This is a genomic window from Frondihabitans sp. Leaf304, assembly GCF_001423105.1.
Lineage (GTDB): Bacteria > Actinomycetota > Actinomycetes > Actinomycetales > Microbacteriaceae > Frondihabitans.
The window spans coordinates 889,545-910,504 of record NZ_LMNV01000002.1 but is presented as its reverse complement, the minus strand read 5'-3'; the positions used below and the strand labels follow the sequence as shown (position 1 = coordinate 910,504).

The following is a 20,960-nucleotide window of genomic DNA, read 5'->3' as shown; positions in this document are numbered from 1 at the left end:
GCACTACCGATAGGAGAACCTCATGGACACCATCAACGGCGCACCCGACCGACGCGACAGCGACGACCCCACCTTCGACAGCCCCCGATCGGAGGAGGCCACGGAGGAGCTGCAGAACACCGACATCACGGATTCGCCCGCCGTGGACGGCGACACCGACGTCGACGCGGTAAAGGCGCTGCCCGGCACCGGCGGCCCCGACGACGGCGGCGACATCGAAGTCGACGAGTCGGAGCTCAACCTCTCAGGCGATTCGATCCCCGGTCACCCCAAGCCCGGCGATCGCCGCGCGCACTAGCTCGCACGGCTCGTTCTTGCTGCTCTGCCGAGTGGTGAGACTCCCCGAATGGCCCATCCGCACCGACGCGGATGGGCCATTTCTGGAGTCTCGCCGAAACGCGCAGGCGGCCGGAGCATACTGGGAGCAGGATCCGCGACAGGTGTCGGAGAACGACCTCCGGCAGCGCTCTTGCGGAGGAGGAGAAACACTCATGAAGGCACTTCGATACACCGCCATCGGCCAGGCTCCGGAGGTCGTCGACATTCCCGTTCCGACACCCGGCCCCGGGCAGATCCTGCTCAAGGTCACCGCGGGCGGTGTCTGCCACTCCGACGACTACGTCATGGGACTCAGCGAAGAGGAATACACCGGCGCGGGCTACCCGTTGCCGATGACTCTCGGTCACGAGGGCGCGGGTATCGTTCACGAGCTCGGCGAGGGCGTCGAAACCGTCAAGGTCGGCGACGCCGTCGCTGTGTACGGCCCGTGGGGCTGCGGCTACTGCCACAACTGCTCACAGGGTCACGAGAACTACTGCACCAACGCCGCCGCACTCGGCATCACGCCTCCGGGGCTCGGAACAGACGGCTCGATGGCCGAGTACATGCTCGTCGACGATGCCCGTCACCTCGTACCGCTCGGTGACCTCGACCCGGTCAAGAACGTCTCGCTCACCGACGCCGGTCTGACGCCGTACCACGCAATCAAGCGGAGCCTGCCGAAGCTCGGCGCCGGCACATTCGCCGTGGTGATCGGAACCGGCGGTCTCGGTCACGTGGGCATCCAGATCCTGAAGGCGCTGTCCGGGGCGACCGTCATCGCGCTCGACGTCAGCGACGAGAAGCTCGAGCTGGCCAAGCACGTCGGTGCCGACGTCACACTGATCAGCGACGCCTCTGCGGCCGAGAAGATCCGCGAGATCACCGGCGGTCTCGGTGCGAACGCGGTGTTCGACTTCGTCGGTGCGAAGCCCACCATCCCGTTGGCAGTGTCGGTCGCGGGGATCGACTCCGACGTCACGATCGTGGGCATCGGAGGCGGCGACGTGAACTTCGGCTTCGGCACCATTGCCTACGACGCCGCCGTGCGGGTGCCGTACTGGGGGTCGCGGAGCGAGCTCATCGAGGTGCTCGATCTGGCGCGTGCCGGCAAGATCGACGTCGAGGTGCAGGAGTACTCTCTCGACGACGGCGCGCGTGCTTACGCCGACCTGGCTGCGAGCACGATTCGCGGCCGGGCTGTGATCGTCCCGTAGCCGGTTCGCCCCCGACTGGCGGCGAGACTCCAGTAGTTGCGGGTGCAGGGCGCCCGCACCAGCAACTACTGGAGTCTCGCCGTTGAGCCTGACGGGGGGAAAGGGCAGCCCCGTGCCGGCAGCAACCCGGCAGCCCACTCACCGTCGTGCGAAGAGCGCCAGCGTCGGGGCGTGACGAGCAACGCCGGCCTCGACGATGTCGGGGTTCGCGGCGTACCACTCGAGGTGCTCGCGGCGGACGATTTCCGCAGAAACGTCGGCACCGTCGACGACCCAGTGGTCGCGAGGCGCGTCGGGCAGCCCGAACGCCTCGACGACGACGGGCAGGCGCGGCGCGTGCACGCGGTTCAAGAGCGGCCGCCCAGGATCCGCGACCCGCTCAGACAGCCCGAGCCGCGCGCGCACCCGGCCCGCGAGGGCCTCGAACACGGCGTTGCCGGGGTGGTTGATGGTCCGCATGAGGTCGAACGACGAGGGGTTTGCGAAGAGGTCCGAGACGGTGATCGTGTCGTGCGCCTCCTCGCGGCGCGTGAGCTCCGCGATCGACTGGGCGGCGACCGCGCGGACGACCTCGACGGACGGGTGCGCGACGGGTGCCCCGGCCGCCTCGGCGAGCAGCAGCAGGTCGTGGTACTCCACGAGGGGCGGCACGAGAGACGCGTCACGCGGCGGCCGGACGATCGCGTGGGTCGGGTACAGCCCGGCGAAGCGGATCACCGGCACGGTCACCGTGCGGCCATGAGGCATGCGCGCTGTGAGCTGACGCACGCCGAGGGGGAGGCCGTGGTAGTCGTCGCGAACGGGCTGACTGATCAGGAACGAGGCGCGGGCGAGCCACCGATCGAGGTGCGGGAGGTCGGATGCGGTGAGCTCGTGCACGGCGGGCATGCGAATCGTGGTGAGGTCGGGGCCGGAGAGCAGGATCCTCGTCGATTCCGCCTGGCAGTTACCGACCACCAGGGCGACCGGGCCCGTGTCTTCCGGCTCGTCGAGGCCGTAGAAGTGCGAGTAGTGGAGGGTGCGCGGATCGGTCACCCTCCCCATCTTCCTCGCCGCAGACGGCCCGAGTGCGATTTGCGACACCCGTGGGGAATTTCCGAGCGGTGGCCGGTTGTTGGCAGGGGAGGCGCAGGTGCGCCTCCGCCCGTCACGGGAAGTAACCGTGACTGGACACCCCGAGCGAGAAACGGAACGATCGACCAGTGCCCGACACCCTCGATACCGCAGCAGCCACCGCCGAGAGCGGACGAGACTCCTGGCGCGAAGGCCGCCTCGCCGGTGTGGCGTCGCCGCAGGGCAACCTGGCGCTCATCGAGACCCGCTGGCTCAGCGAGGGCACCGAGATCACCGACGCCGAGGCTCTCGACGGTCAGCCGAGCACGGTTACCGTCACCAGGCTCACGCGAGCCGACCTCGACACCGGTCGCCCCGAGCACGGCATCCGTCTCTGGGATTCCGCGTCGCCCGCGATCGAGCACTTCGACACGATCTCGCTCTTCCCGTTCGACCCCGACTGGGTGATCGAAGCCGAGTTCACGCCGGTGTCGGGCGACCGTGTCGTCCCTTTCGAGCACATCCGTGACAACGGCTCGTCGCGCGACCTCGTCGTGCCCGGCGACATCACCTTCCGCCGTGACGGCGTCAACTACCGGCTGAGCGCCTTCGACGATGGCGGCGTGTTGCTGCTCGTCTTCGGGGACGCCACGAATGGCAGCTCCGACCCGTCGATCTCGACCTACGGATCGGGCCGCTTCCTGTTCGTGCAGCGCCCGTCGGGCGACGCCGGATTCGCCGACGCCGGCCCGGTCGTGCTCGACTTCAACCGGGCCTTCGTGCCGCCGTGCGGTTTTTCGGAGCAGTACAACTGCCCGCTGCCGCCGAAGCAGAACCGGTTCGCCGGGCCGGTGCTGGCCGGTGAGCGCGACCTCGTGCTGCGCGACGGCTTCGACATCCACCAGCACTGACACCCCCACCAACACGCACCCCGGCACAGCCCACAGCCCTCACCCCCCCACCACAGCCCCACCCAGGAGTCCCTCCCGTGAAGAAGAAACTCGGTCTCGCGACCGGCATCGCGCTCGTCTCGGCCTTGGCACTGGCCGCGTGCTCCGGCACGTCGAGCTCGTCGACCAAGCCCGCCGACGCCACCATCAACATCGGCTCGGTCTACGAGCCGCAGAACCTCGACAACACCGCCGGCGGTGGCCAGGGAGTCACCGAGGCGCTGAACGGCAACGTCTATGAGGGCCTGTTCCGCCTCACCGACACCGGCAAGGTCGAGAACCTCCTCGCGAAGAGCTTCAAGAAGTCGGCTGATGGCCTCACCTACACGTTCGACCTGCAGTCGGGGGTGACCTTCCACTCGGGGGCAAAGCTGACCAGCGCTGACGTGAAATACAGCATCGAGAAGGTGTTGGCCGACGACTCGCAGTCGGCCCGCAAGTCGAGCCTCGCGCCGATCTCGAGCGTGTCGACCCCCGACGACTCGACCGTCGTCGTCAAGCTCTCCAGCCGCTCCATCTCGCTCCCGTACAACCTGAGCTACGTGTGGATCATCGACAGCGCGGCGAAGAATCTGAAGACCAGCGAAGACGGCACCGGCCCGTACGAGCTCGACTCCTGGAAGCGCGGCTCCACCCTCAGCCTCACGAAGTACAAGGGCTACTGGGGCACCGCGGCGAAGAACGCCGGAGTCGTGTTCCACTACTACTCCGACGCGACCGCGCTCAACAACGCGCTGCTGACGAACGCCGTCGACGTCGTCACCAGCGAGCAGAGCCCCGATGCTCTCGCCCAGTTCACGGGCAACTCGTCGTACAAGGTGACCGACGGCAAGTCGACCACCAAGCTGCTGCTCGCCTTTAACGACAAGGTGGCGCCGTTCAACAAGGTCGGCGTGCGCAAGGCCATCACCTCGGCGATCGACAACAAGCAACTTCTGAACTCGATCTGGGGTGACTACGGCACCCTCATCGGCTCGATGGTGCCGCCGACCGACCCCTGGTATGAAGACCTCACCGGCGTGAACCCCTACGACGTCACCCTCGCCAAGAAGGAGCTCGCCGCGGCCGGCTACGCCGACGGCTTCACCTTCACGCTCGACACCCCGAACTACGACCCGCACCCCGCCGCGGCGCAGATCATCAAGAGCGACCTGGCGAAGGTCGGGATCACCGTGAAGATCAACATCATCACGCCCGACACCTGGTACTCGAAGGTGTACCAGAAGCACGACTTCCAGGCGACGATGCAGGAGCACGTCAACGACCGCGACGTCGTCTTCTACGGCAACCCCGACTTCTACTGGGGCTACGACAACAAGCAGGTGACCGGCTGGGTCGACCAGGCCGAGCAGGCCTCGACGACCGACGAGCAGACCGCTCTGCTGAAGAAGGTCAACACGCAGATCGCCGACGACGCCGCCTCCGACTGGCTCTACCTCTACCCGCAGATCGTCGTCGCCTCGTCGAAGCTGTCGGGCTACCCGGTCAACGGGCTGAACTCGCAGTTCTACGCCTACGACATCGTGAAGAAGTAGGCTTTCCCGCTCGATGGTCTCGTATTTGATCCGACGCTTCGCGTTCCTCGTCGTCACCCTGGTGCTGGCGTCGATCGTGCTGTTCGTGCTGCTCCGGCTGCTGCCGGGCGACCCGGCGAACGCGTTGCTGTCGGTCGGGGCGACCAAGGAGCAGATCGCGTCGGCCCGGGCCGACGTCGGTGCCGACCTGCCGGTGATCGAGCAGTTCGTTCGCTGGTTCTCGCAGCTCGCCCGCTTCGATCTCGGCACGTCGTACATCTCGGGGCTCCCGGTGGGCCCCGAGATCGCCCAGCGTCTCGTCGTCACGGTGCCGCTGACACTCCTGGCCTTCGTGCTCGCGGTGATCATCGCCGTCCCGGTCGGGTTCGTCGCGGCGTACAAGTCGCACCGCTGGTACGGCGTCGCGCTGTCGGCGGTGTCGCAGCTCGGAATCGCCGTGCCGGTCTTTTGGATCGGCGTGCTCCTGGTGACCTTCTTCGCACTTCGCCTGCAGCTCCTGCCCGCCGGCGGATTTCCGCAAGACGACTGGCAGGATCCTGCCGCAGCACTTCGCTCCCTGGCCCTTCCGGTCATCACCGTCGCGATCGTCATGGCGGCCTCGGTGACCCGGTATGTGCGGAGCGCCGTGCTCGACGTGCTCGGCAGCGACTATCTCCGGTCGTCGAGAGCTCTCGGCGCCTCCTTCGCCGAGGCGATGTGGCGGCACGGCCTCCGCAACGCGTCGGTGCCGGTCATCTCGATCCTCGGCATCGAGCTGGCGACGACGTTCCTCGGCGCGGTCGTCGTCGAGAGCGTGTTCGCTCTGCCAGGGCTCGGCAGCATGCTCCTGACGTCGATCGCGCAGCACGACTACCCCGACATCCAGGGTGTGCTGTTCGTCAGCACGTTCGCCGTCTTGATCGTCGGGTTCCTCGCCGACACCGCCCAGCGACTCGTCGACCCGCGACTTCGGGCCAGCGTGAGTGGTAACCGTGGCGGTGGCAGCGGCGGTGGCGGTCGCCGTCGCGGCGTCGGCCCGGCGAGCACAGCCGTGCCGGTCGCCGCCCTGCCGGGTACCACCGACCCCGGGGTGGTGCGCTCGTGAGGCGCCGGTCGATCACACTCGCGATCGGTGCGGTTCTCGTCGGCATCATCCTCGCCACCGCGGTCGTCTCGTTCTTCTGGCTGCCGTACCCGCCGTCCGACATCGGCGGCGGTCGTCTCGCACCTCCGTCGGCCGCCCATCTGGCCGGCACCGACAAACTCGGGCGCGACCTGCTGACACAGCTGATGATCGGCGCCCGCATCGCCCTGCAGGTCGGCGCCGGATCGGTCGCGATCGGAGGCGTGCTCGGCATCGCCCTGGGCCTTGCCACAGCGTTCGCCCAGCGCTGGCTCGACGACGGCCTGTCGGCGGTGCTCGACGTGCTGATCGCCTTTCCGACACTGCTCGTCGCCATGCTCGTGGTCGCCGCGAGTGGAGCGTCGCTCGGTTCGGCCATTCTCGCGATCGGCCTCGCCATGAGCGCGGTCGTGGCACGACTGACGAGGATCCTGGCCAAACGCGTGCTCTCCCTCGACTACATCACGGCCGCCCGAGTGTCGGGCACGCGCTGGCCCGGCCTGATCCTCCAGCACGTTCTGCCGAACATCTGGCCGACGGTCGTGGTGAACCTCGCCCTGCAGTTCGGTCTCGCCGTGCTCGCGGAGGCCAGCCTGTCGTACCTCGGCCTGGGTAGCCCGCCACCCAACGCGTCGTGGGGGAGCATCCTGCAGGAGGCGCAGGGCACCGTTCTCGTCGCTCCGATCGGAGCGGTGGCACCGGGCGTTCTGCTCGTCGTGCTCGTGATCGGCGTGAATCTGGTGGCCGACGGGTTGCGCGACGTCGGAGACCCGACTCGGAGGGGGCGCGCGTGAGCGCTACAGCTGCATCAGCGACGGCCGCGACGGATCCTTCGGGTCTGGTCGTGACCGACCTGACCATCCGCGGGGCGTCCGGTGTCGCGCTCGTCGACGGGCTGTCGTTCGCGATCGCTCCGGGCAGGCGGCTCGGCATCATCGGCGAGTCGGGCAGTGGCAAGTCGCTCACCGCGCTGGCCGTGCTCGGCCTGCTGCCCGAGGCCCTCGTCGGCACCGGGTCGGTGAGGCTGTCGGGCCACGAGGTGATCGGCACGGCCGAACGCGCTCTCGTGCCGCTGCGGGGGAGCGAGGTCGCGATCGTGTTCCAGGAGCCGCTGACGTCGCTCGACCCGCTGATGCGCGTCGGACGCCAGCTCGCCGAGCCGGTGCGCCGGACTGCCGCACGAAGCGGCCAGAAGCTGAGCCGGGCAGAAGTGCTCGACCGCGTACGGGAGGCGCTCGTGGAGGTGAGTCTGCCGGATCCTGATCGGATCGCATCGGCGTACCCCCACGAGATCTCGGGCGGTCAGCGCCAGCGGGTGGCCATCGCCCTCGCTCTCGCCTCCCGACCGAAGCTGCTGATCGCCGACGAGCCCACCACGGCGCTCGACGTCAGTGTTCAGGCGGAGATCCTCGCCCTGCTGGATCGCGTCGTCGCCGATCGGGGCATGGCGCTGTTGTTCATCAGCCACGACCTCGCCGTCGTCTCGCGGGTCGCCGACGACGTCGTGGTGCTGCGAGAAGGTCGGGTGGTCGACCGCGGCTCCCTCGCTGTGTTGATCGATGCCCCCGGCTCCGACTACACGGCCGAGCTCGTCGCCGGCGCCCGCGTGCTCGACGACGCCCTCGATGCGCCCGGGAGGCCGTCATGACCGCCCCTCTCGTGCAGGCGACCGATCTCGGCTTCTCGTACCGGGGTGCCGCGCCCGCCCTCGCCGACGTCAGCTTCTCGGTGGAGGCAGGTCGCAATCTCGGCATCGTCGGAGAGTCGGGTGCCGGCAAGACCACTCTGCTGCGACTGCTGCTCGGGCTGACCCGGCCGACGATGGGCACGCTGTCGACGAACGGCGTCCCGTTCGATGCGGGCGATCGCGCAGCCCTTCGATCGCACCGCACGTTCGCGCAGGCCGTCTTTCAGGATCCGTATTCGTCGCTCGACCCCCGTCAGAACGTCGGGCGCATCGTCTCCGAGCCCCTGCGGTCGCTGAGGTTGGAGTCGAGGGCGTCCGGCGTCCACGAGCGCGTCGCCGCGGCCCTGACGTCGGTCGGGCTTCCCGCCGATGCCGCGACTCGCTTTCCCCACGAGTTCTCGGGGGGTCAGCGCCAGCGCATCGCGATCGCCCGCGCCATCGTGGCGCGGCCCCGCCTCCTCATCGCCGACGAGCCGGTCAGCGCCCTCGACCTGTCGACGCGCGTGCGCATCGTCGACCTGCTGTCGTCGCTGTCCGCCGACGGGCTGACTGTCGTCGTCGTCTCGCACGACCTCGGCACGGTGGCGGCGCTGTGCGAAGAGACGCTCGTGCTGGAGAAGGGCCGGGTGGTCGAGCAGGGTCCGACGGCGTCGCTGCTCGCCGCGCCCGCGCACCCGTACACGCAGAAGCTGCTGGCTGCTGTGCCGCGCCTGCCCAAGCGCTGACTCGCCCGCCGCCCCCGCTCCCTCTCTGCCTCCACCACGAAACGGCGAGACTCCAGTCGATGCGGGGCGACAACCGTCGCACCCGCACCTCCTGGAGTCTCGCCGCTGGGGGAGAAACCCCTAGATCACTTCGCCGCAGTAACCGTGAGCTTCACCGACGTGGTCGTCGCCTTTCCGGCCGAGTTGGTGAACACGGCCCGGAACAGGCGGCCGTTCGACACTGACGTCGGCTTGACGGAGTACGTCTTCGATGTGGCGCCCGCGATGGCCGCCCACGTCTTGCCTCCGTTGGTGCTCCGCTGCCACACGACGGTCGGGGTCGGTGACCCGGAGGCCGCCGCCGACATCGTCGCCGTGGCACCCGACTTGACCTTGACCGACGCCGCCGGCTGCTTCGTGATGACGGGCTTGGTCGCCGGAGCGGCCGCCACCGTCACCTTCTTCACCGCGCTGACGTTGCCCGCGACATCGGTGGCCCGGTAGCTGACCGCACCCGAGACCGTTGCCGTGCCGGAGTAGGTCTTCCAGGTCTTCCCGTCCAGCGAGTACTGGATCGAGGCGACACCGGAGAGCGCATCCGTGGCGGCGAGCGTGAGCTTGCCCTTCGCGGCGCTGGTGACCGAGGTGGTCGGAGCCGTCGTGTCGATCTTGATCGTGGCCTTGGCCAGCTTCGAGATCGAGCTGTCGGTTCCGACGGCGAGGGCGTGGATCGCGTGCTCGCCCTCTTCGGTGACGGTGATCGGCTTCGTGTAAGGAAGCAGTTCGCCGTCGTCGACCGACAAGTAGAGCTGTGCGTCGTCGTCGGTAGAGGTCACCGTGACCGCCACCGCCCTCGAGTACCAACCCTTCGCGTTCGGAGCCGTGGTGGCGCCGATCGCGACCGAGGGGCCCGTGCCGGTCTGGTTCGAGAGAACCGCGCCGCGTGTCACCGTGAGGTAGTTCGTCAGGTTGTCGAACTGGCCGGTGTACGGAACGACCTTGACGCCCGAGACGCCCTGCGCGGCAGCGAGCTGCTCGAAGCCGGCCGTCTGCATCGCGGTGGACAGCACCCGGCTGGCGCTGCGCTGGAGGTCTCCGAGACGCAGGTTGTAGCCGGTGGCCGGGTAGTCGCCCTTGACGGTGACCGTGTACGAGACGACGGCCGAAGCGGCGTCGGACGGATCCTGGTGTACGACGTCCGTGACGGTGATGCCGGCCTTCTGGGCCGCCGTCAGAGCCGTGCCCGAGAGCAGCGACTGCACGTCGGCGTACGCGGCCTGTACCGAGGCGTAGGGCGCGTTGGCCTGGAACGTCTCGTTGTTGATCGCATCGCGGGTCGTCGTGCCGGACACCGGCACCTTCGTGAGGTCGGTGCTGCCGTTGACCGTCGTCGGGATCGACTGCGTGCCCGTGGCCGACGGCACGAGGCCGCCGAACTGCCACGAGTACGAGGTGCGGGTCGGGGTGACCGTCTTGGTGTAGGCGGGAAGACCCGACACGTCGATCGTCGGCGTGATCTTCTTGAGGGCGTTCAGGATCTCGTTCGGGTTTCCGCCGGGCTCGATCAGGTCGTTTCCGGCGTACATGACACCCGTCGCTCCGGTGCGGGGGCCTGCGCCCCAGTCGGTCATGACGAGTCCTTTGAAGCCCCATTCACCCCGGAGCACGTCGGTGTCGAGGTCGTAGTCGCCCGAGGCGTAGCTGCCGTTGATCTTGTTGTATGAGGTCATGAGCGCCATCGGCTGCGCACTCTTGACCGCGATCTCGAAGCCGCGCAGGTAGATCTCGCGGCTGGCCCTCTCACTGATGACGTCGTTGCTCGTCGTGCGGGCGCTCTCCTGGTTGTTGCCGTAGAAGTGCTTGATCGTGACGCCCTCGCCGGGAACGCTCTGCACGCCCTCCGTCATGGCCGCCGCGGTCAGGCCGCTCAGCAGCGGGTCCTCGGAGTAGTACTCGAAGTTGCGGCCGTTCAGCGGGTCGCGGTGGATGTTCATGCCGGGGGCGAGCCAGAGCGAGACGCCGTACTCCGACATCTCCTGTCCGACCGCGTTGCCGACCTGGGCGACGAGCTCAGGATCCCAGGTCTGGGCGAGGAGCGTGCCGATCGGCCAAGCCGTGCCGAACTGGTAGGTCGCCGGAGTGGACGAGATCTTCTGTGTGATCCGCAGGCCTGCGGGGCCGTCGGCGAGTGTCATGCCGGGGAGGCCGAGGTTCTCGTACTTCGCGGTGGTGTAGCCCGCTGCTCCGACGGCCGTGGCCGTCGTTCCGGCGGCGCTGGCACCTTCGACGATGTTCGCCAGCTGCGTGGCGCTGAGACCGGCGACGAACTGCTCCATCGTGATCTTGCCCGACTTGACGTCGTACAGGGTTCCGGCGGGGTCGACGGTGACCGCTTCGGTCGTCTCACCGGTCTTTGCCGCATACGGTGCGCCGGTGCCCTCCCAATCGGTCGTCGCCCTGTTGAGGTAGGCGGTGACCGACGAGATGGTGTCTTTGTCGATTGCGTAGTACGGCGAGTCGGTTCCGACCGGGACGTCCTGTTCGAACTCCGACGCATTGTTCACGGTGGTGAACGACGACGAAGCGACATTGACGACGGGGGCGTCGGCGAGCTGCGCCTTCTCCTCCGGGTAGGTGTAGAAGTCGGCCGGGTCACTGGTGAGCTCCGAGGTCGGCTTCTGATCGTTCAGCTCGTTGGCGAGCTGCTCGGTGGTGACCGTGGAGTCGAGCCGGATCTTCGCTGCGACGCGCGTGTTCCGCGAGGAGTCGCCGACGCGGATCGCGTAGTCGCCGGCTTCGAGCGTGTAGGCCGCCTTCGACTCGTCGTAGGAGGCCATGTCGGTGGTGTTGTACCGAATGGTCACCGTCTGCGAGGCGCCGGGCGCGAGAGAGTCGGTCTTCGCGTAGCCGGAGAGCTGCTGGTAGGGCTTGTCGAGCCCCGTCTGCGGTGCCGAGAAGTACGTCTGCACGACGTCCTTGCCCGAGTAGGTGGTGCCGACGTTGGTCACCTTGGCCTTGACGGTGACCGAGGTGGGCGTGGCGGCGACCGACTTCGGCTCGACCTGGAACTGCGTGTACGACAGCCCGTAGCCGAAGGGATACTCGACGACGCTCGCCGGATCGGTGGCGTCGACCTTCTTGTACTGCGAGTCGAAGTAGCGGTAGCCCACGTAGATGCCCTCGCTGTACTGCTCTTCGGCGGTGTTGCTGTCGTTGCCAGCGAACGTCGCCGACGCGGGGTAGTACGAGTACTTCGAGGCCCAGCTGTCGGTGAGCTTTCCCGACGGCGTGACCGTGCCGTTCAGCACCTGGGTGAGCGCGGTGCCGGATTCCTGGCCGGCCTGGCTCATCAGCAGCATCGAGTCGAGCGGCTTGCCGCCGTCGGGGTCGTTTGCGGCTTTGTTGATGTCGTCGAAGAACGCCGTGTCGACGATGCCGCCGACGTTCAGCACGACGACGACCTTTTTATAGGTCTGCCCGATGAGCTGGAGGTCGTCCTTCTCGGTGTCGGTCAGCTGGTAGTCGCCTGCCCCCTTCGAGCGGTCCGAGCCCTCGCCCGAGTTGCGCGACACGACGAACAGCGCGGTGTCGGTCGGTGCGGTCGGCTGAACGGAGGTGCGGGTGAGACGCTGCTCGACCGACGAGTAGTCGATCGACGGGCCGAAGCCGCCGGCGTTGGCTGTTCCGTACTTCGTGTCGAACGCCGACTTCATAGCGTCGTAGTAGGCCGGGCTGGTCGTGACCTGGTACCCGGCGTTCTCCAGACCCTGCCGCACCGAGATCTGGTAGCGGTTGTTGACGTTGCCCGATCCCGTCCCGCCCTTGACGGTGGCGTAGCTTCCGACACCGAACGCGGCAACCGTGCCGGTCTTGGCGATCGGCAGCGCCTGGTCGTTATTCTGCAGAAGCACCATGCCCTGCGTGGCGGCTTTCTCGCTGAGTGCGGCGTTGGCCTTCTCGAGCGGCCCCTGGTTCGGGTTGGTGGTCGCCGCATAGGCGAAATTCGCCCCGGCGATGACGAGGGCTCCCGAGATGCCGAGAGCGATGGCGGCCTTGCAAGCGGCCCGGATGGGCCTCCGCTCGGCCTGATGCAGTGCGCTCTCCTGAGGCACAGAACTTTCGTGATGCATTGAGTTGTCCTCTCTGACAACAGTCGTCGCGTCTCGGAACGGCCGCGCAACACCCCTGTGTGCGTGCCTCTCGGCGTCCTTGCCGCGTGATCTGACGAGTCCGCCTGCGACGGAACACTCAGGACGCTATGCGCGAGGCTCTCGGCCTGTCAACGAACAAACTCAAGAATAATTCACGTTTTTTGATCGATGACCGAACAAAACCGTTCGTAGCACTTTGGCTCTAGAGTTCTGCCATGTCCGGCCAGGGTGAGCACGTCTCCGTCCGCGATCGCACGCGCGACGATCTGCTCGGCCTGATCCGCTCGTCGGGAGGCACGACCAGGCCAGAACTGGTGGCGGTGACGAAGATGTCGCGCAGCACCGTCAATCAGGCCGTCGGGCGTCTTCTCGACGAGGGTCGGGTCTACGAGACCGTGCAGCAAGAGAAGGGCCCAGGATCCGGCAGCGGCCGCCCCGCCACCCGTCTCGTGGCCACCACCTCGTCCTCGCCGGTCGCCGGCATCGACTTCGGCCACAATCACGTGCGCGTCGCCGTCGCCGATGAGCGTGGCATGCTCCTCGGTCAGGCATCGCGCGAGATCGACGTCGACCTCCGCGCCTTCGAGGCCCTCGACCTGGCCGCCGAGATGCTCGCCGGGATCGTGCGCGACTCCGGTCTCGCGGCCGTCGGGTCGGTCGTGGCTGGCATTCCCGGGCCCCTCGACGCCCGCACCGGCCGGGTCAGATCACCCACCATCCTGTCGAGCTGGGTCGAGCTGGCGCCCCGCGACGAACTGCAGAGGCGCCTCGGCGTGCCGGTCCGCGTTGAGAACGACGCCGTGCTCGGCGCCTACGGCGAGCTGCGGCGCGGCGCGGGCCGCGGCCACGCGAACTTCCTCTACGTGAAGGCGTCGCACGGCATCGGCGCCGGTCTCGTGATCGGCGGGCAGCCCTACATGGGCGCGACCGGAATCGCCGGCGAGATCGGGCACATCAACCTCCCCGGCCGAATCGAGTCGTGTCGCTGCGGAAACCGCGGCTGTCTGGAGGCGGTCATCTCCGTCGAGTCGCTCCGCGACCAGATCGCGCTGACGCATCCTGCCTGGGAGAGGAGCAGCATCGATCTGAGCGCCGAGGCGGACGAGGTGACCACTCGGATCCTGAACGAGTCGGGTCGCACCCTCGGTCGCGTGCTCGCCCAGTTGTGCGACCTGCTCAACCCCGACGCGCTCATCGTCGGCGGGGAGCTCGGGGCGCTCGGCGCACCGCTGCTCGAAGGGGTCCGATCGTCGATCAGCCGGTACTCGCAGCCCGCCATCGCCGCCGCGATCACCGTGTCGGCGGCCGAGCTGGGGGAGCGGGCCGAACTCGAGGGCGCCCTCGAGCTGGCGTCGGCGTGGATGCCTGTCGATCGCTGAGGTGGGGCCCTCAGCCCACGAGATGGTCTGAACGGGTGGGCGTTTCGACTAGAACTGCGTGATTCGGTAGGCCGAAGGCACTTATCGGCGGCGTCGACGGCTCCACCGCACGATGTCAATTCCGACGAGCACGACGACGGCACCAATGCCGAGGCCGACGAGAAGCGGTGCCGGCAGATGCAGCACCTGCGTGGCGATGAAGATCGCAATCCAGGTCACGACGAGTGTCGCGATCGACGTCAGAGCTCGCCGGGTCGAGCCGAAGGGGCCCGGGTCGGGAATCGCGTCTTGCGAGCGCACCGGTTTCATCGGCCGAATCGGGCTCTGCTCATCCATGCCCTGAGCATCTCACAGCTACTGCGAGACTCCTCGTTTGGCCCGTCGTGGCGGACTGCATGGGCCATTTGGGGAGTCTCGCGAGCGGGGCTGCGAACAAGGGGCGCGCCGGGCGCGAGCGGCGTGTGAGCAGCGTGGGCAGTTGCGCACCGGGCAGACTGCACGACCGGGCGGAAAGGTGATAACGTCACCCTGTCCTATTGTTAGAACAAAGGAGTTCCGATGTCGACCAGCACACGAGAGCAGGGGTCCGGCTCGGCTGGCGATGCCGCCGGGGCGCTTCCGCCCCTGACGAAGGGGCCGCACAGCAAGCGTCTCGGGCGAGTGGCGCTCATCGCCACCTTCGGCGGACTCCTCTTCGGGTACGACACCGCCGTCATCAACGGAGCCCTGTCTCCGATGGTGCGCGAACTCGGGCTCACCACCCTCACCGAGGGTGTCGTCACGAGCTCCCTGCTCTTCGGCGCTGCCCTCGGCGCGATCACCGGGGGTCGGCTCTCCGATGCGTGGGGTCGGCGCAAGTCGATCATCCTCATGTCGGTGCTGTTCTTCATCGGCGCCATGGTCTGTGTCGTCGCCCCGACGTTCGGCGTCATGGTCGTCGGCCGCGTGATTCTCGGCCTCGCCGTCGGTGCTGCTTCGACGGTCGTGCCGGTGTTCCTCGCCGAACTCGCGCCCTTTGAGATCCGCGGGTCGCTCGCCGGTCGCAACGAGTTCATGATCGTGTTCGGTCAGCTCCTCGCCTTCATCATCAACGCGATCATCGGCAACGTCTGGGGCGAGGGCAACGGCGTCTGGCGCATCATGCTGTCGATCGAGGCGCTCCCCGCCATCGCCCTCTTCATCGGAATGATGCGGATGCCGGAGTCGCCGCGCTGGCTCGTCAGCAAGGGTCGCGACGACGAGGCGCTGCAGGTGCTCTCGACTCTGCGCACGAAAGAGCGCGCCAAGGCAGAGCTCGGCGAGGTCGAGTCCATGACGTCGGAGGAGGCGAGCCGCAAGTCGCTGCCGATCGCCGAGATCCTGCGCAATAAGTGGTTCGTCCGCATCATCCTCGTCGGCATCGGCCTGGGTGTCGCCCAGCAGCTCACCGGCATCAACGCGGTCGTCTATTACGGCCAGACGGTGCTGAAAGAGGCGGGGTTCTCGGCCAACGCCGCTCTCATCGCCAACGTCGCCCCGGGCATCGTCGCCGTCCTCGGTGCGATCATCGCCCTCCGCATCATGGATCACTTCTCCCGGCGTCGCACCTTCCTGCTCGGCTTCTCTCTCGTCGCCGTCTGCCACCTGCTCATCGGCCTCGGCTCGGTCGTGCTGCCCGCCGGCAACCCCGCCAGGCCGTGGGTGTTGCTCGTGCTCATCGTGGCCTTCGTCGGTTCGATGCAGACGTTCCTCAACGTCGCGACGTGGGTGACCCTCTCCGAGATCTTCCCCCTCAAGATGCGCGGTTTCGGCATCGGCGTCTCGGTCTTCTGCCTGTGGATCGCCAACGCGTTCGTCGGCCTGTACTTTCCGACGGTCATCGCGGGGCTCGGCATCACGAACACGTTCTTCGCGTTCGGCGTGATCAACCTGGTGTCGCTGTTCTTCGTCTGGCGCGCTGTTCCCGAGACCCAGGGTCGCACTCTCGAGAAGCTCGAAGAAGATGTGTCGACCGGCGCAATCTACGTGCAGAACGTCACTCGTAGTTAGCTCAGGGCCGGGTGTGAAACCTCAAAATCAACGACTTCAGCGCGATCGGAAGCGTCGATTTTGAGGTTTCGCGGCGCGCCCGCTCCCGCGCAAGCGGGCGCGCGAGCGCGAGCGCGGCTAGCGCGCGAGCGTCGCTGAGGGCGACTCGCCGAAGCGCGCCGCATAGCCGGCCGCGAAGCGCCCCGCGTGCGTAAAGCCCCAGCGGTCGGCGATGGCCGAGACCGTCACTTCGCCCGGAGCCAGGTTGAGCAGGTCGACCCGAGCTCGGTCGTAGCGAATGCCCCGCAGGTAGTCGGTGGGCGAGATGTCGAGCTGGTTCTTGAAGGCCGCCTGGAGCCCGCGGAGGCTGAGCCCGGCGTGCTGCGCGACCGTGGTCGGCGTGATCGTCTGGTCGGCGTGCGAGTGCATGTACTCGACGGCCTCGCGGAGCCGCCCGTTGCGCGGCGCGAGCAGCGCCTCGGGCAGCTGCGGGCCGGTGTGGCTGAAGGTGCGCAGGAGCGAGACCGCGGCGCGACGATTGGCCTCGGAGCGGGCAAGCGCGGATGCCTCCCCACGGAGGATCGTCTTGGCGACCTCGCCGACCGTGTCGCGCCACGCCTGGAGGGACGACGCCGACGGTACGGCGGTGTGGTGGAAAGTCAGGGCGCCGGGCAGAGTGCCCTCCTCCTCGGCGGCGACCCGCTCGAGGAACCCGGCGTTGAAGTGGATGAGGCTCTGCTTGTAGGTCGACATCTCGAAGTCGAACTGCTTACCGGTCGGGAACATCATCGGCCGACCGCGCACGAAGGCGGTTTGCTCGGCCGAGGCATCGACGATTCCGCGACCCTCGGTCAGCCAGGCGACGACGTATTCGTTTTCGGGCTGGATGGCCCCGCGGATCTCGCCGAGGAACATGGACGATCGCAGAGTCATCTCGTCGTCGCCGGTGACCGTGTAGCGGTAGGCGAAGTCGGCCTCGGTCAACCCGGTCGAGAACCCTCGACCGTTGTAGTCGTCTTCGTACATGGCTCGCGCCTGATCGAGATCACGACCACCCACCTCGGTGCGGATGGGGTTGTTCTTCTCGGGCGACACAGGCCGAATTGTCGCAGAAATCCGCACCAGACCAGTTCGTCTTGCGTCGAGCGGCCTGATCAGGATCCGGCCGCACGTACCTCGACCGAAGCGCTACGCGGCCCTCTTGTCGGCGAGCACTTTGCCGAGCGCCACCTCGAGCACCGGTGCGAGCGTCGGCGGCAGGCGAGCAGCCCAGACGGACTCGCCGACGAGGGTCAGGTGGACGGCGGTGGGCTCGCGCTCGAGCGTCCACGACTCGATGGTCTGGACATCGACCGACGCTGTGGCGACAGGCACCTCGGGGCCCTCGATGACGATGTGACCGGGGTAGACGAAGAGGGCGTTGCGCTCGCCCTGCACCGAGGCGGAGCACTCGAAGAGGAGGTCGGGCTCGAATGGCTCGAAGAAGTCACCGAAATCGGTGAAGGCGGGATCGAAGCGGTCGATGGTGGCCGAACCCTTCGTCGTCGCGGGGGAGGCACCGTGCTTCCCGTGCACAACACCTAACCAGCCTCCTCTGGCTCGTGCAAGGAGGTCGCGACGACGCTATCCGATCAGCGCACTCCGGGGAACGATCTCGCCGCGGCGTCCGAACCGCACGTCGCGGGTCAGTCGGCCGGCACGCAGCAGGCCGAAGTCGCGGATGTAGTTCTGGTGCAGACGCCACGGTGATCGCGCACCCTGCTGAGGCAGCAGGCCGACGCCTCGCAGCACGTAGCCGGCCTGGAGGTCGATGAGCGGCGCGACGTCGCCGTCCGCGACGTCAGTCGGGGCGACGGGGATGACCCAGGCGATGCCCGACCGATCCATCTTCGCCAGCAGGCGGCAGACGTAGGAGGCGACGAGGTCGGCCTTCAACGTCCACGAGGCATTCGTGTAGCCGATGGTGAGGGCGAAGTTCGGCACCCCGGCGAGCATCATGCCCTTGTAGGTGAGGGCCTTGGAGACATCGACGGGGGAGCCGTCGACGGAGAGCGTCATGCCGCCCATCACGAGGAGGTTGAGGCCGGTGGCGGTGACGATGACATCGGCGTCGAGTCGCGCTCCGGAAGCCAGGTCGATTCCGGTGGGCGTGATCCTCGTGATCCGGTCGGTGACGATGTCGGCGTCGCCCGCGCTGATCGACCGGTAGAGATCGCCGTTCGGGATCGCGCAGAGGCGCTGATCCCAGGGTTCGTAGGTGGGGGCGAGGTGCGTGTCGACGGCAAAGCCCTGAGGCAGCTTCTCGGTGGCCGACTTGCGCAGCATCGCCTTCAGGGCCTCGGGTCGGCGGCGGGCGAGCTGGTACGTGAGCATCGACGACACGATGTTCTTGGCCCGGACGATGCCGTAGGCGAGCCGGTCGGGCACGCGTCCGCGAAGCCGGTCGGCGAGGTGGTCACGCGACGGCACCGCTGCGATGTAGGTGGGGGAGCGCTGCAGCATCGTGACGTGCTCGGCGCGGCCCGCCATCGACGGCACGAGCGTCACCGCCGTAGCTCCGCTGCCGACGATCACGACGCGCTTGCCGTCGTAGTCGAGGTCGGTGGGCCAGTGCTGGGGGTGCACGAGGCGGCCCGCGAACGATTCCGAGCCGGGAATCTCGGGGGTGAAGCCCTCGTCGTAGCGGTAGTAGCCCGAGCAGACCGACAGGAACCCGCAGGTGAAGGTGACCGTCTCGGATCCTGCGGTGTCGTCGCCTTCGACATACTCGCTGTCACCGGTGCGAATCGCCGTGATGGTCCACAGGGCCGTCTCGCTCGACCAGGAGGCGTCGACGACGCGGTGACCGAGAAGGATCCGCGACCGAAGCCCCTCGTCGTCGACCGTGCTCTCGATGTAGTCGCGAATCGACCCCCCGTCGGCGATGGCCTTGGCGCCCTTCCAGGGGCGGAACGAGTAGCCGAGCGTGTACATGTCGGAGTCGGAGCGGACGCCGGGGTAACGGAAGAGATCCCAGGTGCCGCCAATCGCCCCGCGCGACTCGAGGATCACGAAGGTCTTGCCGGGCAGTTCGCGCTTGAGGCGGGCCGCGGCTCCGATGCCGCTGAGGCCTGCTCCGACGATGATCACATCCACGTGTTCGCTCATGCAGGCAACTTTATCGACACCGTGTTGAGTTTGTCGACACCGTGTCGAGAAAGGTCGCTACAGTGGACAAATGGTGCAGCGCGGACGACGGACGACCCGGGTCTCGGGAGACGAGCGACAGGAGACGATCCTGGTCGCGGCCGAGAGCCTGCTCACAACCAAGTCGCTCGACGAGATCTCGATCGAAGAGCTCGCCACCGGTGCCGGCATCTCGCGCCCCACGTTCTACTTCTACTTCTCGTCAAAAGACGACGTGCTGCTGGCTCTCCTCGACCGCGTCATCGGCGAGGTCGAGCGCCGGGTCGGGGCCCTGCCCCGTGATTTCGCGGCGGCTCCGGCCGATGCCTGGCGTGAGTCGATCGGCGTGTTCGTCGAGGTCTTCTCGGACCACCGTGCGGTCTCGGCCGCAGCGGTCGCCGCGCGCCTCCGCAACCCCGAGGTGCACGCGCTGTGGTCGAAGGCCATGGCGTCGTGGGTCGACTACTCGACCGAGGTCATAGTCGCCGAGCGGGCTCGCGGCGCGGCCCCGACCGGCCCCCAGGACCTCGACGCCCGCGAGCTCGCCATCGCCCTGAACCTGATGAACGAGCGCGCGCTCACCGCCGCTTTCAACGGCGACTCTCCTGCCATCGACCCCGGCGGGATCCTCGACGTCCTCGCCGCCGTCTGGCTGCGAGCCATCTACGTCACCGACACCCCCTCCTGAAAGGAACCCCCCATGTCCGATTCCCCCATCGCCCCGATCCAGCGCGTCACCGTGCTCGGCAGCGGCGTTCTCGGCTCGCAGATCGCATTCCAGGCGGCCTTCCACGGCTTCGACGTGACCGCCTACGACGTGAGCGACGATGCCGTCGCCGCGGCTGGCCCGCGGTTCGAGCAGCTCGTCGGCGTGTACGAGCACGACCGGGTCAAAGGATCCGAGAACGGCGGAGCACGCGCGGCTCTCGACCGCATCCGGCTCACCGCCGACCTCGGCGACGCGGTCAAAGAGGCCGACCTCGTGATCGAGGCCGTCCCCGAGAGTCTCGACATCAAGCGCGATCTCTACGAGAAGCTCGCCGGGGTGGCTCCCGAGCACACGATCTTCGCGACGAACTCGTCGACGCTTCTGCCGAGCGACCTCAAGTCGTTCACCGGTCGGCCGACGCGCTTTCTCGCACTGCACTACGCGAACCACGTCTGGCAGCAGAACACCGCCGAGGTGATGGGCACCACCGACACCGACCCTGCCGTCTACGAGGCGGTCGTCGACTTCGCCGGGCGCAGTGGTCTCGAACCCATCGAGATCAAGAAGGAGAAGGCGGGCTACGTGCTCAATTCTCTGCTGGTGCCGCTGCTGAACGCGGCCGCCGGGTTGCTGCTCGAGGGTGTCGCGGATCCTGCGACCGTCGACAAGACCTGGCGGATCGGCACCGGGGCGCCGCTCGGTCCGTTTCAGATCTTCGACGTGATCGGCCTGACCACGGCGTACAACGTGTCGGTCGCCTCGCCCGACGAGGGCTCGCAGTACTTCGCCGCCTACCTCAAGGAGAACTACATCGACAAGGGCAAGCTCGGCACCGCGACCGGTGAGGGCTTCTACGTCTACTAGCGGGCCGTGACTCTCCGCGATCTGCTGATGCCGACTCTCTGGCACCAGCAGATCGCGGACGATCACCCGGCTGGGTTACGTTGCGAGACGTGGGGGAGCGCACCGCGCTGGGGGTGCTC

The 20,960-nt window shown here is 67.7% G+C and carries 18 protein-coding genes; 12 read left to right on the top strand and 6 right to left on the bottom strand.

Translation table 11 applies throughout. The annotated features are described in order from the left end of the window. The first annotated feature begins 22 nt into the window (after positions 1-22). Together ASF54_RS04045 and ASF54_RS04040 are read left to right on the top strand one after the other, a co-directional pair. Complete coding sequence (locus tag ASF54_RS04045) at positions 23-298, top strand: hypothetical protein (RefSeq protein ID WP_055959117.1); 276 nt, start codon at positions 23-25, stop codon at positions 296-298. Between the two features lie 193 nt (positions 299-491). Continuing rightward, positions 492-1,535, top strand: coding sequence for an NAD(P)-dependent alcohol dehydrogenase (locus ASF54_RS04040; protein WP_055959116.1), 1,044 nt, complete (start codon positions 492-494; stop codon positions 1,533-1,535). A 138-nt stretch (positions 1,536-1,673) separates the two neighbouring features. Here the strand turns inward: ASF54_RS04040 and ASF54_RS04035 are convergent, their stop codons facing one another. After that, entirely contained in the window at positions 1,674-2,579 is a 906-nt protein-coding gene (locus ASF54_RS04035; RefSeq protein WP_055959113.1) for a WcbI family polysaccharide biosynthesis putative acetyltransferase, read from the bottom strand. Positions 2,580-2,737: 158 nt separating this feature from the next. On the opposite strand from ASF54_RS04035, the gene ASF54_RS04030 reads away from it, so the two are divergent. The 6 genes from ASF54_RS04030 to ASF54_RS04005 all read left to right on the top strand — a co-directional run bounded on the left by ASF54_RS04030 (position 2,738) and on the right by ASF54_RS04005 (position 8,587). Further along, on the top strand, positions 2,738-3,499 hold the full coding sequence (locus ASF54_RS04030; protein ID WP_055959109.1) for a DUF1684 domain-containing protein: 762 nt from the start codon (positions 2,738-2,740) through the stop codon (positions 3,497-3,499). A 77-nt stretch (positions 3,500-3,576) separates the two neighbouring features. Further along, positions 3,577-5,073, top strand: a complete 1,497-nt coding sequence (locus ASF54_RS04025) for an ABC transporter substrate-binding protein (protein ID WP_055959106.1) — start codon at positions 3,577-3,579, stop codon at positions 5,071-5,073. Positions 5,074-5,086: 13 nt separating this feature from the next. After that, entirely contained in the window at positions 5,087-6,157 is a 1,071-nt protein-coding gene (locus ASF54_RS04020; RefSeq protein WP_084815929.1) for an ABC transporter permease, read from the top strand. Beyond that, positions 6,154-6,969, top strand: coding sequence for an ABC transporter permease (locus ASF54_RS04015; protein ID WP_055959103.1), 816 nt, complete (start codon positions 6,154-6,156; stop codon positions 6,967-6,969). The genes ASF54_RS04020 and ASF54_RS04015 overlap by 4 nt, the downstream gene beginning before the upstream one ends. Next, positions 6,966-7,823: an ATP-binding cassette domain-containing protein gene (locus tag ASF54_RS04010; protein WP_235480930.1), complete on the top strand. Its 858-nt coding sequence runs from the start codon at positions 6,966-6,968 to the stop codon at positions 7,821-7,823. Before ASF54_RS04015 ends, ASF54_RS04010 begins: the two co-directional genes overlap by 4 nt. After that, positions 7,820-8,587, top strand: a complete 768-nt coding sequence (locus tag ASF54_RS04005) for an ABC transporter ATP-binding protein (protein ID WP_055959099.1) — start codon at positions 7,820-7,822, stop codon at positions 8,585-8,587. Before ASF54_RS04010 ends, ASF54_RS04005 begins: the two co-directional genes overlap by 4 nt. Positions 8,588-8,712: 125 nt before the next feature. Here the strand turns inward: ASF54_RS04005 and ASF54_RS04000 are convergent, their stop codons facing one another. After that, the gene (locus ASF54_RS04000; protein ID WP_055959097.1) at positions 8,713-12,678 is read right to left on the bottom strand and encodes a glycoside hydrolase family 3 C-terminal domain-containing protein; all 3,966 of its coding nucleotides are present in this window, start codon (positions 12,676-12,678) and stop codon (positions 8,713-8,715) included. Between the two features lie 254 nt (positions 12,679-12,932). Here ASF54_RS04000 and ASF54_RS03995 point away from each other — a divergent pair, with 254 nt between their 5' ends. After that, complete coding sequence (locus ASF54_RS03995; RefSeq protein ID WP_055959094.1) at positions 12,933-14,096, top strand: ROK family transcriptional regulator; 1,164 nt, start codon at positions 12,933-12,935, stop codon at positions 14,094-14,096. An 81-nt stretch (positions 14,097-14,177) separates the two neighbouring features. Here the strand turns inward: ASF54_RS03995 and ASF54_RS03990 are convergent, their stop codons facing one another. Then, positions 14,178-14,432 carry a hypothetical protein gene (locus ASF54_RS03990; protein ID WP_055959091.1) on the bottom strand — a complete coding sequence of 85 codons (255 nt, stop codon included), beginning with the start codon at positions 14,430-14,432 and terminating at the stop codon, positions 14,178-14,180. A gap of 222 nt (positions 14,433-14,654) precedes the next feature. Here ASF54_RS03990 and ASF54_RS03985 point away from each other — a divergent pair, with 222 nt between their 5' ends. After that, positions 14,655-16,124, top strand: coding sequence for a sugar porter family MFS transporter (locus tag ASF54_RS03985; RefSeq protein ID WP_055959088.1), 1,470 nt, complete (start codon positions 14,655-14,657; stop codon positions 16,122-16,124). 117 nt (positions 16,125-16,241) lie between these two features. On the opposite strand, the gene ASF54_RS03980 is transcribed toward ASF54_RS03985, so the two are convergent. The 3 genes from ASF54_RS03980 to ASF54_RS03970 all read right to left on the bottom strand — a co-directional run bounded on the left by ASF54_RS03980 (position 16,242) and on the right by ASF54_RS03970 (position 19,250). Continuing rightward, a complete protein-coding gene (locus tag ASF54_RS03980; RefSeq protein ID WP_055959086.1) occupies positions 16,242-17,198 on the bottom strand; it encodes a helix-turn-helix transcriptional regulator in 957 nt (318 codons plus the stop codon). 93 nt (positions 17,199-17,291) lie between these two features. Further along, complete coding sequence (locus ASF54_RS03975) at positions 17,292-17,678, bottom strand: hypothetical protein (RefSeq protein ID WP_055959083.1); 387 nt, start codon at positions 17,676-17,678, stop codon at positions 17,292-17,294. A gap of 48 nt (positions 17,679-17,726) precedes the next feature. Next, complete coding sequence (locus ASF54_RS03970; RefSeq protein ID WP_055959080.1) at positions 17,727-19,250, bottom strand: flavin-containing monooxygenase; 1,524 nt, start codon at positions 19,248-19,250, stop codon at positions 17,727-17,729. Between the two features lie 70 nt (positions 19,251-19,320). Between ASF54_RS03970 and ASF54_RS03965 the strand changes: the two genes are divergently transcribed. Both ASF54_RS03965 and ASF54_RS03960 read left to right on the top strand, forming a co-directional pair. After that, complete coding sequence (locus ASF54_RS03965) at positions 19,321-19,956, top strand: TetR/AcrR family transcriptional regulator (protein ID WP_055959077.1); 636 nt, start codon at positions 19,321-19,323, stop codon at positions 19,954-19,956. Between the two features lie 12 nt (positions 19,957-19,968). Beyond that, entirely contained in the window at positions 19,969-20,841 is an 873-nt protein-coding gene (locus ASF54_RS03960) for a 3-hydroxyacyl-CoA dehydrogenase (protein ID WP_055959073.1), read from the top strand. Positions 20,842-20,960 lie beyond the last annotated feature (119 nt).

Excerpts from the sequence above, each read along its gene's own strand:
- ASF54_RS04045 (WP_055959117.1), top strand. The coding sequence starts at position 23 with ATGGACACCATCAACGGCGCACCCGACCGACGCGACAGCGACGACCCC.
- ASF54_RS04040 (WP_055959116.1), top strand. The coding sequence starts at position 492 with ATGAAGGCACTTCGATACACCGCCATCGGCCAGGCTCCGGAGGTCGTC.
- ASF54_RS04035 (WP_055959113.1), bottom strand. The coding sequence starts at position 2,579 with ATGGGGAGGGTGACCGATCCGCGCACCCTCCACTACTCGCACTTCTAC.
- ASF54_RS04020 (WP_084815929.1), top strand. The coding sequence starts at position 5,087 with ATGGTCTCGTATTTGATCCGACGCTTCGCGTTCCTCGTCGTCACCCTG.
- ASF54_RS04005 (WP_055959099.1), top strand. The coding sequence starts at position 7,820 with ATGACCGCCCCTCTCGTGCAGGCGACCGATCTCGGCTTCTCGTACCGG.
- ASF54_RS03995 (WP_055959094.1), top strand. The coding sequence starts at position 12,933 with ATGTCCGGCCAGGGTGAGCACGTCTCCGTCCGCGATCGCACGCGCGAC.
- ASF54_RS03990 (WP_055959091.1), bottom strand. The coding sequence starts at position 14,432 with ATGGATGAGCAGAGCCCGATTCGGCCGATGAAACCGGTGCGCTCGCAA.
- ASF54_RS03985 (WP_055959088.1), top strand. The coding sequence starts at position 14,655 with ATGTCGACCAGCACACGAGAGCAGGGGTCCGGCTCGGCTGGCGATGCC.
- ASF54_RS03970 (WP_055959080.1), bottom strand. The coding sequence starts at position 19,250 with ATGAGCGAACACGTGGATGTGATCATCGTCGGAGCAGGCCTCAGCGGC.
- ASF54_RS03965 (WP_055959077.1), top strand. The coding sequence starts at position 19,321 with ATGGTGCAGCGCGGACGACGGACGACCCGGGTCTCGGGAGACGAGCGA.
- ASF54_RS03960 (WP_055959073.1), top strand. The coding sequence starts at position 19,969 with ATGTCCGATTCCCCCATCGCCCCGATCCAGCGCGTCACCGTGCTCGGC.